We start from the raw sequence: 15,543 nt of genomic DNA, 5'->3' as shown, positions 1-15,543 counted from the left end.
TTTAAGATTATATAGATAATGAGTCCAATCGTAGCAAGTATCGTATTTTCATTAGTGTTAATACTCATCTTAGTAACTGTTTTACTTGTAGCTAAAGCAAAATTGCTTCCTTCAGGTAAAGTGAAACTTTTGATCAACGGGCAAAAAGAAATTGAAGTTGAAACAGGTAATACTGTATTGACTACATTAAGTAACGCTAAAATATTTTTACCATCTGCATGTGGAGGTGGTGGTACTTGTTTGCAATGTGAGTGCCATGTGTTAAAGGGTGGAGGGGAACCGCTTCCAACTGAAGTACCAAACTTTACCAGAAAAGAACTAGCAGCTGGTGCCAGGTTGGGTTGTCAGGTGAAGATTAAAGAGGACATGGAAATTACCATTCCGGAAGAAATTTTTGGAATTAGAAAATTTGAGGCAACTGTGACATCGAATTATAATGTCGCCTCTTTTATAAAAGAGTTTGTTGTTGAATTGCCAGAGGATATGGATTATAAGCCTGGAGGTTATATCCAGATTGAAATCCCTTCAACTGAGGTGAATTTCAGTGACATGGATATCACTGCGCACCCTAAGGAGCATCCTGGTGATCCAGAAAAATTTAAACTAGAGTGGGATAAATTTGATTTGTGGCCTTTAAAAATGAAGAATACAGAGAATGTAGAAAGAGCTTATTCTATGGCCTCTTATCCTGCAGAAGGCAGAAATGTTATGCTAAATGTACGTATTGCTACGCCACCTTGGGACAGAGCTAAGAACAACTGGATGACTGTTAATCCTGGGATAGCATCATCTTATATATTTAATCAGAAACCAGGTGATAAGGTAATCGTTTCAGGACCTTATGGTGAGTTCTTTATCAATGAATCAGATGCTGAAATGCTTTATGTTGGTGGTGGTGCTGGTATGGCACCGATGAGATCTCATTTATACCATTTGTTCCAAACGCTCCATACAGGTAGAAAAGTAACCTATTGGTATGGTGGAAGGTCTAAAAGGGAACTATTCTATTTAGATCATTTTAGAGATTTAGAGAAAGAATTTCCAAATTTCAGATTTTTTGTGGTCTTGTCAGAACCATCAGAAGAGGATAACTGGAAGGTAATGAAAGATATTGATGACAAAGAGGGTGATGGATTCTTAGGATTTGTACACCAAGCGGTTATTGACCAATACTTATCTAAACACGATTCTCCGGAAGATCTTGAATTGTATTTCTGTGGACCTCCAATGATGAACCAGGCGGTTCAGAAAATGGGTGAGGATTTCGGAATGGCAGATGAGAATATTAGATTTGACGACTTTGGAGGATAAATAAATCCTTTGTATATAGTATATAAAAAAGGCACCATCTAGGTGCCTTTTTCATTTTTCTTTAACTTTTTGATTACAATGAATGCAGTCAAAAAGATGTAATTTGCACAAAATTAAATATGAAATGTCGATCACACTTGTAATTTTTGGAGTGCTTTTAACAGGTGTTTTGGTCGTTAGCCTGACACTTTATCTACTTCAGGAAAAGTTTATCCTTCACGCAGAGAAATTACCCTGGTCGTATAATTTTCGTTTCGCAGGAGACTTTGAAGAGTTGAATTTAATGATGTCTGATGGAGTCAATCAAAATGGCATATTGTTTAAAACGAACAACTCGAAAGGTCTCATTATGCTCATGCATGGGCATTCTGGGAATGTTGAGCATTGGGGAACCATAGCGTATAGATTTAATAAGTTAAACTATGACCTTTTAGTAATGGATTACCGCGGTTATGGAAAGAGTGAAGGGAAGTTTAGCGAACAGGATACGTTTCTAGATGTACAGCAGTGGTATAAGCATATGATTTCAATTTATTCTGAGTCAGAAATCACCCTATATGGCAAAGGTATTGGATCAACATTTGCATCTTATTTAGCGAGTAAATTTAGTCCTAATAAATTAATTCTTGAATCACCCTTATATGACCTAAAGTTTACGGCCTTAAAGTATTATCCTTTATTTCCGTTTATTAGATATATACCTACTTACAAATTCGATACAGCGGCTTATTTTAAGAAAATTCGAATTCCGGTTTATATGGTTCATGGTAAATTGAATAAACTGGTGCATTATGAGAATAGTACCAAGCTACTTGCAGCTAACACAGAGTATGCCGACCTGTGTCTTATAGAAGATGGTGACCACCACAACCTAGTAAAACATCCCACTTATATACAATATGTTGTCAAACTATTAGAAGCATAAAAAAACCCTTCAGATAACTGAAAGGTTTTTTTTATGCTGTACTATTACGAACTACTCAGGCTTTTGCTCAAGTATATCGAAAAACTCTTCTAATTTTGGAAGAATAACAATTCTGGTTCTTCTGTTAGTAGATCTTCCTTCTGCAGTATCATTAGATGCTAAAGGAACATACTCACTTCTACCTGCAGCAATTAACCTGCTAGGAGCAACGTCAAAATCAGTCTGAAGAACTCTCACTACTGAAGTAGCTCTGGCAACACTTAAATCCCAGTTGTCTTTCATGTTCTTAGTACTGATCGGCACATTATCTGTATAACCTTCAACTTGTACTTCCATTTCTGGTTTGCTATTTACTACTGTAGCAACTTTACCAAGAACTTCTTTTGCTCTGTCAGAAACAGTAGCACTTCCGCTTTTAAATAACATTTTGTCGGCTATAGAAATATAAACTACCGTTTTTTCTACATCAATTTGAATGTCTTCATCCTGGATTCCAGCTGCAAGATCTTTCTTCAACTGAAAAGCAAGCGCTAAGTTGATAGAATCTTTTTTCGTCATGGCATCACGAACTCCGTTGATGTATTTGTCTTTCTCACTCAACTGTGCAATAACTTCTTTGATATTGTCAGATGAAGATTGGGTCAAGACTGTCAAATTCTCTACTTGTTGTATTGAACGTGCTTTGTCTTCTTTTAGTGACTTGTTTAATTCCATCAAGTGATCTTTGTCTACTAAACAACCTTGTAATTCAGCTTTTGCGTCAACCAGTTCGTCCTTTGTTTTACTGTGCTGAGACTCAAGATCTGCGTATTTTTTGGTTGAAACACATGAAGTTAACAGAACCGAAAGTATTATGGTTCCAAAAAATAATTTTTTCATAATTTGAATAGAATTTAATTTAAAAACAAAACTATTAAATATTTTGCTTTGTTTGACATATTTTGCTAAAAAAAAGCTAAAGCCAAAAGTAAGATAAATCTTATCTTTGTGTGTTAAATAATCTATAATTTTTAGCATGAAAAAAGTATTCATTATTATTTTGATTTTTCTGGTATATTCTTGTGAGAAGAAAAGCCAAAAAGTTTATCAACAGTTGGAAGGCTTGGCCTTTGGAACGAGTTTTCATATCACAATGGATGACGGTGAAAATCAAATTTCGGAAGCCGATATTGACAGTTTGATTCATGCTATGAATCGTTCCTTATCGACCTATATTCCCAATTCAGACATTTCAAGAATCAATAATGGAGACACAACAGTTATTGTAGATGAATTATTCAAGGAAGTTTTTGAAAAATCTGCTCGAATTTATAAAGAAAGTGAAGGTGCATTTGATCCGACTATTGGAACTTTGGTCAATGCATGGGGTTTTGGCCCTGCAGATCGAATAGAAAATATGGAACAAAAGGATATTGATAGTCTTTTGGTTTTTGTAGGATTCCAAAAATTAAAGTTGGAGAATTCAAAACTGATCAAGATGTATCCAGAAATGTTTCTTGATTTTAATGCCAATGCAAAGGGTTATGCAGTGGATGTAATTGGACGGTTTTTAGAGCAAAAAGGTGTTGTGAATTATTTGGTTGAAATAGGTGGTGAAATCAGAGCGAGAGGTAAAAACGCGAAGCGTCAGATTTGGAGGGTCGCGATTGAGAAGCCTAATTTTGATGGCTCGAGATCTTTTCAGACCATAATCGTATTAAACAATGAAGCGATCGCTACGTCTGGCAATTACAGAAAGTTCAAAATTGATACGTCAACGGGCGAAAAGTATGCCCATACTATTGATACCAAAACGGGATATCCTAGTAAAAGCAACCTCCTTAGCGCTTCTGTAATAGGAGATATTGATTGCGCCGATGTTGATGCTTATGCTACAGCATTTATGGCCATGGGATTGGAAAAAACCAAAGCATTTCTGGATCATCACAAAGATTTAAAAGCTTTTTTGATTTATGGAGATGAAAACGGAGATTTACAAACGTATACAACAAGTAACCTCAATCTAGAAGAAAATTAAGAAGTATACTTAATTTTGGCGCTGTAAATTGCATTTCTTTAAATTGTTCTATTAGTCATTAATTCTTTTTGACCGTTTTCAATATGGCTTCCAATTCAAAAACAACATCTCTTTTCTTAGAAGAGGGTGAATAACTGAAACCCTCAATAACAATGAGTCTTTCATTTTCTGGGTCTTCGATGGTGTAACTAACAAATGGCCCTCCCATGAAGTCTCCTTCAACAAACCAAAGCCCTCTCGATTCAATGGCCGTCATACCATCAAGTTCAACTTGGCTGGTGATTGGTGTAAAATTGGGTTCGGTTCTCATATAAGTATCGTCAAACTGACCAGGGATAAAACTCTTACCAATTGAGTCTCTGAATGAAACCAAAGATTCCTTGGTATAAGGCTCTCCAAAAGTTGGTATCTCGTATGCAATAATATTTAACAATCCTCTGGCAAAAGAATTTCTATACCAAAGGAATTGACCGGTGTCTTCAACCATTTTATAATCAAATGGTATTTTTAGTGTAACACCTAAGTTTTTAAACGTTTCGATATTATCTGAATCATGTATGTCTTTTGTGACCTTTCTTTGATATAAGACCAAATCATTTTTCTTAAATGTATTGATGATTTTATCTCCGTTTGATTCAATACTATTTATAAGGGCATCTTTATCTTCGGCCAAAATGGTCAATGTAGTCTGCGGACTTGAATAAATATCTGTATTTGCGTATACAACGCTAGTGGTATCAATCCCAACAAATAATATGTTTCTATTTCTTTTAAAGAGCGCATTAAATGTTCTAGGATCTACTTGAGTTACTGAGAATTGATTCTCTTCTTGTGGCAAGCCTATTACAGGCTCTGCAATTATTTTTTTAAGCGCATCTCCAACTTTTCCATTCCAGTCTTCATCGTTCATCACAATTAGTACATGGTTTATTCTACCGGTGGAAGAGACAAGAATAACCTTATCACTTTTGCCGCATGATAAGAATAATCCCAGACCAAAAAGAAGGAGGGTAAATCTTTTAAACATTATTAAGGTTTTATTTGGGTAACCTAAGGTCGGAAAATTCTAGTAAATTTTGAGCTTGGTTCCTGGTTTCAGACTTTTCGTACTCCAAATATCGTTCCATTCTTTTAATTGAGCAACAGAAACTTGGGGATACTTTTGAGAAATCAACCATAATGAATCTCCTTTCTTCACTACATATGTAGCGTATTTTCCTTTAGGGGCAGGTTTTTTAACTGTAGTCTTTGCTTTGTTTGGTTGTGAATTGCTTGTAGCGATAGCCCTTCTAGGATATATTGTAAGTCTTTGTCCTACCCTGAGGTTATTGCTTTTTAAACCATTCCATCTTTTGATACTGCTTACCGATACGCCATATTTATTGGCAATTTTTCCTAAATAGTCACCACTTTTAACCTTGTATCGGATTCTGTCATTGGCCTCAAAATATTTTGGAAGTGGCTTTTCTCTTTTAGCATCTTCTGCCTCCGCATAAGCATAGATTTGAGCTTCATTAGACACAAAACTTCCAGAAATAAATTTTGGTAAGGTAAGCGTGTAATCTCTTCCTTTTACAACTGGAATTATTTTAAGTTTATACTGTGGATTAAGAAAAGTAAGTAATTCCATATCAGTACCTAAAATATTATTTACCTGCTCAAAGCTTATTTGCCTTTTGACAACAATTGTATCGGTTTCAAAGGTGTTGAGGATGTCATTTTTCGCATATAATTGATGCTCATCTGCATATTCAAAAATATAGTAAGTTGCATAAAAAGCGGGTAGATAGCCAGCCGTTTCACGTGGTAAATAATGGCGAATATTCCAGTAATTCTTTTGTCCTCCTGATCTTCGTATTGCTTTGTTTACATTACCAGGGCCTGAATTGTAGGCTGCCAGGGCAAGATCCCAATCATTAAAAATACCATGAAGTTTTGACAAATATTGACAGGCCGCTTCAGTAGCTTTAATTGGATCACTTCTCTCATCGACATAAGAACTCACTTTTAAATCGTATTCCTTTCCTGTTCCGTACATGAACTGCCAAAGTCCTTTTGCACCAACTCGAGATGTCGCATTCGCTTTTAGAGCAGATTCAACTATAGCAAGATATTTCAACTCCATTGGAATATCATATTTGGCAAGATGTTCTTCGAACATTGGGAAATAGTACTTGGCTTTTCCCATTAAATTGGCAAGGGTCTGTTGCCGATTCTTTAAATAATGTTTGATGATTTTTTCAAGAGAAGGATTATATTCAAAATTAAAAGGAGTTTGACTGTCTAAATAGGCGATTCTCTCTTTTAGTTGTTCTGTTGTAAAGTTTTCAATAACTACTTTTCCTATAGTGTCTTCAGGCTTGATGATTAAGCTGCTGTCGATGACATTATTTTTCCATGATTCCAGCCATTTTTTGTCAAACTCACTCACTTCAACGTGGTCTATTAGTGCTATCGTTTGTCCTGCTAAAAGTGTCGTATCAATTTTTACAGTGTCGATTACACGAAGTTCAGCAATAGTGCTCGTTTCAAGTATGGAGTCTTTCTCAGTTAGTATTGGCTCTGAATTCTCATTGACTACTGCTTCTTGTGCATAAGAAATGCTGAGTGTCAAGCAAAAAAATAGGGTAAAATATCGGCGCATCATATTCATTTATATCATCGTTATTGTCAGTATCTTCGGTATGAAAACGGTAAAAATAGAACAAAATTTTATTTATTCTATATTTTTTGAAATAATGCCATGGTTTTAGCAAAATCTTATGATTTGCTTATGGTTTGCGATGGGTTATTATTCTTTTCGTTTCTTATTTTCAGTTCCATACCTGGTTTCAAATAATTCACATCGTAAAGGTTATTGGTCATCCTTAGCTCAGAGATCGGAATGTTATCAAATTTTCTGGAAATCTTGAATAAGGTATCACCATGCTCTACTGTGTAATGAATGAATCCATTTGTTTTTTTAAGTAATGTAGTTTTACGTGTTTGATTGAGCCCAGAATTTGATGTGGTTTTTAGTAGTGCTGTTTTTTTGGATGTAATGACTAGGCGTTGCCCTTCGATTAAAAAATTTGTATCAAGACCGTTCCATATTTTTAATTGCTCCAGACTTATTCCATGAATTTTTGCTATGCTATTCAGGTTGTCGCCTTTTCTTACCAGATAACTATTTGTTGCCGTTACACGAATAACTTTGTTGCTTTTACTCATGTTAGCATTCGATTTGTTATGATAGGCTTCGCTTTCATTTTCTAGAAAAACAGGCATCATATTAACTGGTAATGTCAAAGACATTACCCGATTTGGGACCAAGGGTATAAAGTCTTTTTTGTATTGGGTATTGAGCGCCTTCAACAACTCATTGTCTATTCCAGTGTGATTTTTAATGGCCTCAAAACTTAGATTTCCCTTTAAATGTAATGTGTCTGTATTGAAATAGGATACATCACTTTTTTCAGGTTTTAGACTGTGATAATCGGCATACGTAAATAAATACATCGTGGCATAAAAAGCAGGTACATAGCTGCTTGTTTCTCTGGGTAGGTATTTTCTTATCTCCCAATAATTTTTATTCCCTCCAGCGCGTTTAATAGCTTTTTTAACGTTCCCAGGACCTGAATTGTAGGCAGCTAAGGCCAGATCCCAGTCGCCAAAAGTTTTATGCAGGTGCTTTAAGTAAATACAGGCTGCCTCAGTAGATTTAATAGGATCCAAACGCTCATCAACATATGAATCAATGTATAGGTCATATTCTAAACCTGTGCCATACATAAATTGCCACATTCCTTTAGCTCCAGAAGGAGAAACTGCAACCGGATTTAAAGCAGATTCAACTACTGCTAAATATTTTAATTCTAAAGGCAGTTCGTATTTGTCTAAATACTGTTCGAAAATCGGAAAGTAGTAAATTGACTTGCCAAGTAGTCTGTCTAAATTCTCACGACGATCCTTAAGATAAACCCTTATGAATCTTTCTAACGTTGCATTATGAGATACGCTGAATGGCGTTACATTATTTAACTGGCTTAGGTGATCAATCAATATTAGCGATGAAAAATCTTTTGAATCAGTTTTTTCATTTACGATGTCTTTGTCAATTAACCAATTGTTATTATAGGTTTTATTTGTTTGAATAGACACCGGAATTAAATTTTTTATTGTTAAAAGCGGTGGCTCGACGATTTCATCATTGAAATTTGAAACAAAATAATTGTCTTGAATGTTTACACTATTTTGCCCAATGATTTGGGGCGATAGCGTCAGTAAATAAAGAATAAGTAAGTTTTTCATAGCGTTCTTATTTAGGTTATTGTTATTCGTTTTTCTATCCAGTCACAAATTATGTCTAGGACCATTTGTTTTTCAATATCATGGTGAAGTTCATGAAAACCATTTTCTATAGGATGGAATTCTACCTTGCCTTTAGAATTTTCTGCAAACTCTTTTGACGCCAGATGCGATGTGATCCTGTCTTTGGTTCCATGTAGCAGCAGCATTGGTATTTTCAATGAGGAAGCATTCTTAATGGCCCATTCTCCGGTTTTCATAAACGCTAAAGAAAAGCGAGTACTCACCTTGTCATGAATCATGGGATCGTTGAGATAGGCCTCAACCTCTTTTTTATCTTTAGAGAGTGCCTCTGCGTCTAATTCATTGGGCATAGTTAGTGATGGGTAGAGCTGCTCTATGATCTTTCCAAAAGACATTTTCCATGCAGGAGGATTGAAGGCAAGCTTTAGAAACGGACTTGTAGCAATTACACCATTTAAATTGTTTTTTCGCCTAAGCGCATAGTTAATCACAACATTCCCTCCCATACTATGACCGTAAAGAAAAGTTGGAAGCCTTTGAAATAAGCTTTTAGCTTTGTCCAGCACTTGGTCAAGGCCATCTAAAATATAGTCATATCCAGGATTGTCACCTATTTTACCTTCTGAAAGCCCATGCCCGAACTGATCATAAGAGACCACGGCAAAGGATTGTTTTAAAAGTTCTGGTACAATGGTTTGTTCATAGCGTCTGGAATATTCACCCATTCCATGAACCAAAACGATTACTGCTTTAGCCTCTTTAGGCTGATAATACTGACCATGAAGTGTTAATCCACATATTTGAAATTCAAAAGGTTTTCGAGTCATGGTTCAGATGATTGTACTCAAAAATAGAGAAGGACAGCCTTGAAATTGCAAAATTGTTGAAAACTGATAAAAACTTCGGTATTAACTATTATAAAATCAATCACTTAAGTCTGGCATCCCCTATTTTATAGCTAATTTTAGCATCATTTACCTGCTCAGAAGCAGCAATATATTTCATAATTAAGCTAATATTTGTCTTCATTTTAAATATAGGACTGCCACTTATTTCGTAACTTTAGAAGACACATTAAATGCCGATGATAATGACTTCACTAAAATCGAATTCCAGCCAAAATCCAGAAAAAAAAACATTGACCATTGTTCATTTACTTCACCCTTATTCAAAACAGCGAATCAGAGTGGGAGAGAGGCTAGGCTATTTCCCAAGGAATATGTATAAATCAAGTGAAATTATTGATGAAGTTGTATTGGAAGTCTATGAAAAGGGATTGCATAAATCTAAGGACGCAGAAGAACTAAGAATGGCCATGTTTGCTTTTCTAAATACTAGAATGTCAGCCTTGTTCAAATCTGAAGCCTGGCACAAAGATTCTATTAGCACCAAATTGATTCTTGAAGAAGAATTAAAGCAACTTGAAGAGAATTTTACTTCTGATGCAGGAAATGATTTGATCATGAATGAAGACCTTGATGACATTTCTTACCATCAGCAGAATGGCGGGCCAAAAGAATTGCCATATGACGAATCAGAAGAAGGAGTTAAAACTTTTTTGGGTTTAGACCAGATAAAAACTTTCCAAGAAAAGAGTGACAGAAATGCCTTGCGTAAAGTCTATTATAAACTGCCGGTGAATACGTCAAATATAGTTGACTTGTATATTTTAGGTAAATTAAGCTTTCATGAAATTGCTTCAATATTAAATATGGAGGTTTCAGAAGTTAAAGAAATTGTTAATTCTGTAAGAGAAACAATTAAAAACCAGCTCGAATAATGGTTGATTCTCAATAGATTTTGATTTTGATTGAAAAATGTTGAATGTTTTCTTTTTCAGAATGAATTAATATTGTAATATTGCAGGGTGAATACGAAAACGCTACATACTACAGATAGAGAGAATCGCCGCCGCCCCTTGCGCCGCTTAGGCCAATAATTAGGTTAGATCAATTTTTCAATTCACATTTCAATTTATTACAATGCATTTTCAGAACAATTTAAGAACGATAAAAGTTTATAAAAGTCAAACTTCGATTAATGTTGTTCGTATTTCTCGCCGTCGCCCGTAAGGGTATTCTATATTATTGGAGATAGGTGAGTCCATCTCTGCACAATCTTTATTCTATTTCAAAAACTTACTTTATTTCAATACAATGGAAATTGTAATTGCTACAGATAAACATATTAAATACGCCATTAAAATCAGTCAAACGATTGATAAGTCGGCAGAACAGAGAGGGACCGGTATTGCCAAAAGAACTCCCGAGTATATTGAAAAGAAAATAAAAAGCGGCAATGCTGTTATCGCCCTGGAAGGTGAGAAATTTGCTGGTTTTTGTTATATCGAAACTTTTGGTGATAAGAATTTTGTTGTTCACTCAGGTCTAATTGTACACCCTGATTTCAGAAATCAAGGATTGGCAAAAAAGATAAAAACAAAGGTTTTTGAGTATTCTCAGAAAAGGTATCCTAAGTCGAAAATTTTTGGCATTACCACAGGGCTGGCCGTCATGAAGATCAACTATGAATTGGGTTATAAGCCAGTTACATTTTCTGAGTTAACAGATGATCCTGAATTCTGGAAGGGTTGTCAGACATGCACTAATTATGATGTGCTGCAACGAACAGACAAGAAAATGTGTCTTTGCACGGGAATGTTATATGACGGGAAAAAAGATAAAAAAAAGGAACATCCTTATAATTCTAAAAGTTTGAGCAGACTAAAAAGAATTAAGCAGAGCTTGTTTTTGAAAAAGAAAGACCAGACTAAGAACAAATAAAACAATTCATAAGTCGATAACCAACTTAAAATGATGGTATCGGAAACATAAATATTTAAAAAATGAAAAAATTAGTATTGGCATATAGTGGAGGTTTAGACACTTCTTACTGTGCAAAATACCTCTCGCAGGTTGAAGGATTTGAAGTGCATGCTGTAAGTGTCAACACAGGAGGATTTGAAAAAGAAGAAATTGCTTCAATCGGAGAGAAAGCGGTTCAATTGGGAGCGACTAGCTACACTTCGATAGATGCCGTTCAAACCTTCTACAATAAGGTTGTGAAATATTTGATTTATGGTAATGTACTCAAAAACAATACGTATCCGCTTTCAGTGAGCGCTGAAAGAATTGTTCAGGCGATTGAAATCGTTAATTATGCTAAAAAAGTTGGGGCTCAATACATAGCCCATGGTAGTACCGGAGCAGGTAATGATCAGGTCAGGTTTGATATGATTTTCCAAACCTTGGCTCCGGAAATTGAGATTATTACTCCCATTAGAGATTATAAATTGTCAAGACAGACTGAGATTGATTTTTTAAAGGAGAATGGTGTTGACTTACCTTGGGAAAAAGCCAAGTATTCAATTAATAAAGGCCTGTGGGGCACTAGTGTTGGAGGTGAAGAAACCTTAACATCGCATGCCGGATTGCCAAGTGAAGCCTATCCAAGTCAATTGACAAAAAACGACCCAAGTGATGTAAAACTAACTTTTGAAAAGGGTGAATTAATTGCCGTTAATGGTAAAAAGGATAGCCATGTTAACAATATTGAAGCCTTGGAAAAGTTGGCTTCAGCTTATGCCATTGGCAGAGATATACACGTTGGAGATACGATTATTGGAATCAAAGGCAGGGTTGGGTTTGAAGCAGCCGCGCCACTAGTGATCATCAAAGCCCATCACTTACTTGAAAAACACACGCTTACTAAATGGCAACAACATCACAAGGAGCAATTAGGGAATTGGTATGGAATGTTATTACATGAAGGTCAGTATCTGGATGAGGTGATGAGAAATATCGAAGTCTTTTTGGAAGACACACAAAGAAATGTAAATGGAGATGTTTTTGTTACGTTGCACCCTTATAGGTTCACCCTTAACGGAATTTCATCAGCGCATGATTTGATGAGCTCATCTTTTGCCAGTTACGGTGAAACAAATGAAGGATGGACAGCTGAAGATGCTAAAGGGTTTATTAAAATTACTTCGAATCAGGGTAAAATTTATAACCACGTAAATTCATAAAAATGATCAAGGCAGGCATAATAGGAGGAGCTGGCTATACAGCTGGAGAACTGATAAGGTTGATTCTGAATCATTCCAAAGTTACATTGGATTTCATTTATAGCACATCAAATGCCGGAAATGAAATTCAAGAAGTGCATCGGGATCTTTTGGGTGATACCGATATGAAGTTTGACAGTGAAGTTAACCCTGATATTGACGTCTTATTTTTATGCCTGGGTCATGGAAATTCTTCAGCTTTTTTAAAGGAGAATGAATTTAGTGATAAGACCAAAATTATCGATCTCAGTAATGATTTCAGGTTGACCAAAGACAGTTTTTTTATGAATAAAAAGTTTGTCTATGGCTTGACCGAAGTGTTTAAAGAAGAGATCAGTAAAGCACAATATATCGCTAATCCAGGCTGTTTTGCAACGGCGATACAATTAGGATTGCTTCCGTTGGCAGATGCCTCTTTGTTGAAAGATGATATCCATGTCAACGCCGTTACGGGCGCAACCGGAGCAGGAGTATCCTTGTCAAAAACAACACATTTTACTTGGAGAGACAATAACTTTTCTCACTATAAGGCTTTTAACCATCAGCATCTGGGAGAAATTAATCAAAATATTGAAATCCTTCAGCCAGGTTTTGACCATGAGGTGAATTTTGTTCCTAACAGAGGTAATTTTAGCAGGGGAATTTTTGCGACGGCTTATACCAAATTTGATGGGAGTATTGAAGAGGCAAAAAATTTGTACAAAGATTTTTACAAAGAGGCCATGTTTACCCATGTATCTGATCTAGAGATATTCTTAAAACAGGTGGTTAATACGAATAAATGTTTGATACATCTTCAAATACACAAAGACAAGTTGCTCGTCACAAGTGCGATTGATAACTTATTGAAAGGGGCCTCGGGTCAGGCCATTGAAAATATGAACCTTATGTTCGGTTTTAACCAGGCAGAAGGTCTTAAACTAAAAGCTAACTTTTTTTAAAACGAACACATGAAAATAGCCATTATAGGAGTGGGAAACTTGGGCTACTCAATAGCAGTAGGTATTCTGAGCCAGAAGAAAGAAATTAATTGTAAATCTTTGTATTTGACCAAGAGGAATACTGCTTCACTCAGCCATTTTGAAAAAGTATCACTTGTCAAGACAACTGATGATAACAGGAGAGCGGTCAAGTATTCAAACGTGATTATCCTAGCTGTTCAACCTGCCCAATTGATGGAGGTGCTAGAGGAGATTCAAGACCTGATTGATCCTAAAAAACACACTATTATTTCTGTAGCAACAGGAAGAAAGATAGAGGAAATTGAAGCCATGGTTAAAAAGGATGTGCCGGTAATCAGATGTATGCCGAACACGGCTATTTCTGTTGGTCAATCAATGACCTGTATCAGCGCGAATGAAAAAGGAAAGGAGAATTTTCATATTGCCAAGAGCATATTTAATGCCTTGGGCGAAACCATGTGTATTGATGAGAGTCTCATGCAGGCAGCAACTGTTATTTGCGCAAGTGGTATTGCCTTTTGGATGAGATTGATAAGAGCTACCACCCAGGGAGCTGTACAGCTAGGTTTTCATAGTGAGGAAGCCCAAAAATTATCAATGCAGACCTGTTTAGGAGCAGCAAGTTTACTAATAGATTCTCAAAGTCATCCTGAACAAGAAATAGACAAGGTGACCACACCAAGTGGCTGTACGATTGAAGGCTTAAATGAGATGGAGCATCAAGGTTTAAGTTCATCGATCATTAAAGGCTTGGTAACGTCCTACGAAAAAATTAATCAGATTTAAGAACAGGCATATGGAATTATTTGATGTTTATCCTTTGTATGATGTGACGCCTGAAAAAGCGAAAGGATGTTATGTGTACGATAATCATGGGAAGAAATACCTGGATCTTTATGGAGGTCATGGCGTGATTTCCATCGGTCATTCGCATGAACAATACGTTTCAGCGATACGCGATCAAGTGGAAAAAATGGGGTTTTATTCCAATTCTATAAAGAACCCGTTGCAAGTATCTTTTGCGGAAAAGCTTGGATCGGTTTCTGGATGCGAAGCCTATAATTTGTTCTTGTGTAATTCAGGAGCAGAGGCGAATGAAAACGCTTTAAAAATGGCTTCGTTTGAAACGGGAAAAAGCAAAGTAATTGCCTTTGAAAAGGCTTTTCACGGTAGAACATCTGCCGCCGTTGCAGCCACCGATAACAAAAAAATAAACGCGCCAATAAACAGTCAGCAAGAGGTTGTTTTTCTCCCATTAAATGATGCGGAATTATTAGAAAAAGAGTTGCTTAAAAATGATGTGGCTGCGGTCATTATAGAAGGAATTCAGGGAGTAGGAGGTTTGAATCAAGGTTCTACAGCTTTCTTCCAGGATTTAGAAAGATTATGCAAGCAATATGGCGCTATGCTTATCCTTGACGAGATTCAGTCGGGCTATGGGAGAAGTGGGAAATTTTTCTCATTTCAACATCATGGAATTCAGCCTGATATCATCAGTATGGCAAAAGGGATGGGAAATGGTTTTCCGATAGGAGGGATTCTTATTTCTAATCGTATCAAAGCATCCTATGGTTTGCTAGGTACTACCTTTGGTGGGAATCACCTGGCCTGTGCGGCAGGGCATGCTGTATTGAATGTTATTGAAGAGGAGTCATTAATGGAGAATGTAAATACGGTTTCTTCTCATTTTTTAGAAAGAATAAAGGAAGTTGATGGGATCATATCAATTAAAGGAAAGGGATTGATGTTAGGTGTTTTGTTTGATTTCCCTGTATCTGAGATGAGGAAGGCATTGATTTTTGAGGAAGGTATTTTTACTGGAGGATCAGCTGATCCAAATCTATTGAGAATATTACCACCGCTTTCAGTTACAAAAGAGGAAATTGACAGTTTTGTAGAAGCATTAAAACGGGTATTGACTAAAATTACCAATAAAGAAACGAGAATTTAA

Annotated in this window: 14 protein-coding genes; 9 read left to right on the top strand and 5 right to left on the bottom strand. The window is 36.0% G+C overall.

The window, feature by feature from the left end; translation table 11 throughout:
• Positions 1 to 18 precede the first annotated feature (18 nt).
• Entirely contained in the window at positions 19 to 1,311 is a 1,293-nt protein-coding gene (gene nqrF, locus QWY87_RS08250; protein WP_290290178.1) for an NADH:ubiquinone reductase (Na(+)-transporting) subunit F, read from the top strand.
• 124 nt (positions 1,312 to 1,435) lie between these two features.
• On the top strand, positions 1,436 to 2,236 hold the full coding sequence (locus QWY87_RS08245) for an alpha/beta hydrolase (RefSeq protein WP_290290176.1): 801 nt from the start codon (positions 1,436 to 1,438) through the stop codon (positions 2,234 to 2,236).
• Between the two features lie 51 nt (positions 2,237 to 2,287).
• On the opposite strand, the gene QWY87_RS08240 is transcribed toward QWY87_RS08245, so the two are convergent.
• Positions 2,288 to 3,115, bottom strand: a complete 828-nt coding sequence (locus QWY87_RS08240; protein ID WP_290290174.1) for an OmpA/MotB family protein — start codon at positions 3,113 to 3,115, stop codon at positions 2,288 to 2,290.
• A gap of 136 nt (positions 3,116 to 3,251) precedes the next feature.
• On the opposite strand from QWY87_RS08240, the gene QWY87_RS08235 reads away from it, so the two are divergent.
• Positions 3,252 to 4,253 carry an FAD:protein FMN transferase gene (locus QWY87_RS08235; protein ID WP_290290173.1) on the top strand — a complete coding sequence of 334 codons (1,002 nt, stop codon included), beginning with the start codon at positions 3,252 to 3,254 and terminating at the stop codon, positions 4,251 to 4,253.
• Positions 4,254 to 4,311: 58 nt separating this feature from the next.
• Here the strand turns inward: QWY87_RS08235 and QWY87_RS08230 are convergent, their stop codons facing one another.
• From QWY87_RS08230 to QWY87_RS08215, 4 genes are all read right to left on the bottom strand, one after another.
• A complete protein-coding gene (locus QWY87_RS08230) occupies positions 4,312 to 5,280 on the bottom strand; it encodes a DUF4837 family protein (RefSeq protein WP_290290171.1) in 969 nt (322 codons plus the stop codon).
• Positions 5,281 to 5,319: 39 nt separating this feature from the next.
• Positions 5,320 to 6,867, bottom strand: coding sequence for a lytic transglycosylase domain-containing protein (locus QWY87_RS08225; RefSeq protein WP_353959159.1), 1,548 nt, complete (start codon positions 6,865 to 6,867; stop codon positions 5,320 to 5,322).
• Between the two features lie 146 nt (positions 6,868 to 7,013).
• Positions 7,014 to 8,543 (bottom strand): lytic transglycosylase domain-containing protein, encoded by a 1,530-nt coding sequence (locus QWY87_RS08220; protein ID WP_290290168.1) that lies wholly within the window; start codon positions 8,541 to 8,543, stop codon positions 7,014 to 7,016.
• A gap of 11 nt (positions 8,544 to 8,554) precedes the next feature.
• Complete coding sequence (locus QWY87_RS08215; protein WP_290290167.1) at positions 8,555 to 9,391, bottom strand: alpha/beta hydrolase; 837 nt, start codon at positions 9,389 to 9,391, stop codon at positions 8,555 to 8,557.
• A 263-nt stretch (positions 9,392 to 9,654) separates the two neighbouring features.
• Between QWY87_RS08215 and QWY87_RS08210 the strand changes: the two genes are divergently transcribed.
• The 6 genes from QWY87_RS08210 to QWY87_RS08185 all read left to right on the top strand — a co-directional run bounded on the left by QWY87_RS08210 (position 9,655) and on the right by QWY87_RS08185 (position 15,543).
• Entirely contained in the window at positions 9,655 to 10,344 is a 690-nt protein-coding gene (locus QWY87_RS08210; RefSeq protein WP_290290165.1) for a sigma-70 RNA polymerase sigma factor region 4 domain-containing protein, read from the top strand.
• A 376-nt stretch (positions 10,345 to 10,720) separates the two neighbouring features.
• Positions 10,721 to 11,347 carry a GNAT family N-acetyltransferase gene (locus QWY87_RS08205; protein WP_290290164.1) on the top strand — a complete coding sequence of 209 codons (627 nt, stop codon included), beginning with the start codon at positions 10,721 to 10,723 and terminating at the stop codon, positions 11,345 to 11,347.
• A gap of 62 nt (positions 11,348 to 11,409) precedes the next feature.
• Positions 11,410 to 12,591 (top strand): argininosuccinate synthase, encoded by a 1,182-nt coding sequence (gene argG / locus QWY87_RS08200; protein ID WP_290290162.1) that lies wholly within the window; start codon positions 11,410 to 11,412, stop codon positions 12,589 to 12,591.
• Positions 12,592 to 12,593: 2 nt separating this feature from the next.
• Positions 12,594 to 13,571: an N-acetyl-gamma-glutamyl-phosphate reductase gene (gene argC / locus QWY87_RS08195; RefSeq protein WP_290290161.1), complete on the top strand. Its 978-nt coding sequence runs from the start codon at positions 12,594 to 12,596 to the stop codon at positions 13,569 to 13,571.
• Between the two features lie 9 nt (positions 13,572 to 13,580).
• The gene (gene proC, locus QWY87_RS08190) at positions 13,581 to 14,378 is read left to right on the top strand and encodes a pyrroline-5-carboxylate reductase (protein ID WP_290290160.1); all 798 of its coding nucleotides are present in this window, start codon (positions 13,581 to 13,583) and stop codon (positions 14,376 to 14,378) included.
• A 10-nt stretch (positions 14,379 to 14,388) separates the two neighbouring features.
• Complete coding sequence (locus QWY87_RS08185) at positions 14,389 to 15,543, top strand: aspartate aminotransferase family protein (RefSeq protein WP_290290158.1); 1,155 nt, start codon at positions 14,389 to 14,391, stop codon at positions 15,541 to 15,543.

The sequence above is a fragment of the Lutimonas halocynthiae genome (assembly GCF_030409835.1).
Classification (GTDB): Bacteria; Bacteroidota; Bacteroidia; order Flavobacteriales; family Flavobacteriaceae; genus Lutimonas; species Lutimonas halocynthiae.
Note: the sequence above shows the minus strand (reverse complement) of the source record. Positions and strands in the feature narration are given on the sequence as shown.

Excerpts from the sequence above, each read along its gene's own strand:
- argG (WP_290290162.1), top strand. The coding sequence starts at position 11,410 with ATGAAAAAATTAGTATTGGCATATAGTGGAGGTTTAGACACTTCTTAC.
- QWY87_RS08230 (WP_290290171.1), bottom strand. The coding sequence starts at position 5,280 with ATGTTTAAAAGATTTACCCTCCTTCTTTTTGGTCTGGGATTATTCTTA.
- argC (WP_290290161.1), top strand. The coding sequence starts at position 12,594 with ATGATCAAGGCAGGCATAATAGGAGGAGCTGGCTATACAGCTGGAGAA.
- QWY87_RS08240 (WP_290290174.1), bottom strand. The coding sequence starts at position 3,115 with ATGAAAAAATTATTTTTTGGAACCATAATACTTTCGGTTCTGTTAACT.
- QWY87_RS08220 (WP_290290168.1), bottom strand. The coding sequence starts at position 8,543 with ATGAAAAACTTACTTATTCTTTATTTACTGACGCTATCGCCCCAAATC.
- QWY87_RS08205 (WP_290290164.1), top strand. The coding sequence starts at position 10,721 with ATGGAAATTGTAATTGCTACAGATAAACATATTAAATACGCCATTAAA.
- QWY87_RS08235 (WP_290290173.1), top strand. The coding sequence starts at position 3,252 with ATGAAAAAAGTATTCATTATTATTTTGATTTTTCTGGTATATTCTTGT.
- QWY87_RS08245 (WP_290290176.1), top strand. The coding sequence starts at position 1,436 with ATGTCGATCACACTTGTAATTTTTGGAGTGCTTTTAACAGGTGTTTTG.
- proC (WP_290290160.1), top strand. The coding sequence starts at position 13,581 with ATGAAAATAGCCATTATAGGAGTGGGAAACTTGGGCTACTCAATAGCA.
- QWY87_RS08185 (WP_290290158.1), top strand. The coding sequence starts at position 14,389 with ATGGAATTATTTGATGTTTATCCTTTGTATGATGTGACGCCTGAAAAA.
- QWY87_RS08210 (WP_290290165.1), top strand. The coding sequence starts at position 9,655 with ATGACTTCACTAAAATCGAATTCCAGCCAAAATCCAGAAAAAAAAACA.
- QWY87_RS08215 (WP_290290167.1), bottom strand. The coding sequence starts at position 9,391 with ATGACTCGAAAACCTTTTGAATTTCAAATATGTGGATTAACACTTCAT.
- nqrF (WP_290290178.1), top strand. The coding sequence starts at position 19 with ATGAGTCCAATCGTAGCAAGTATCGTATTTTCATTAGTGTTAATACTC.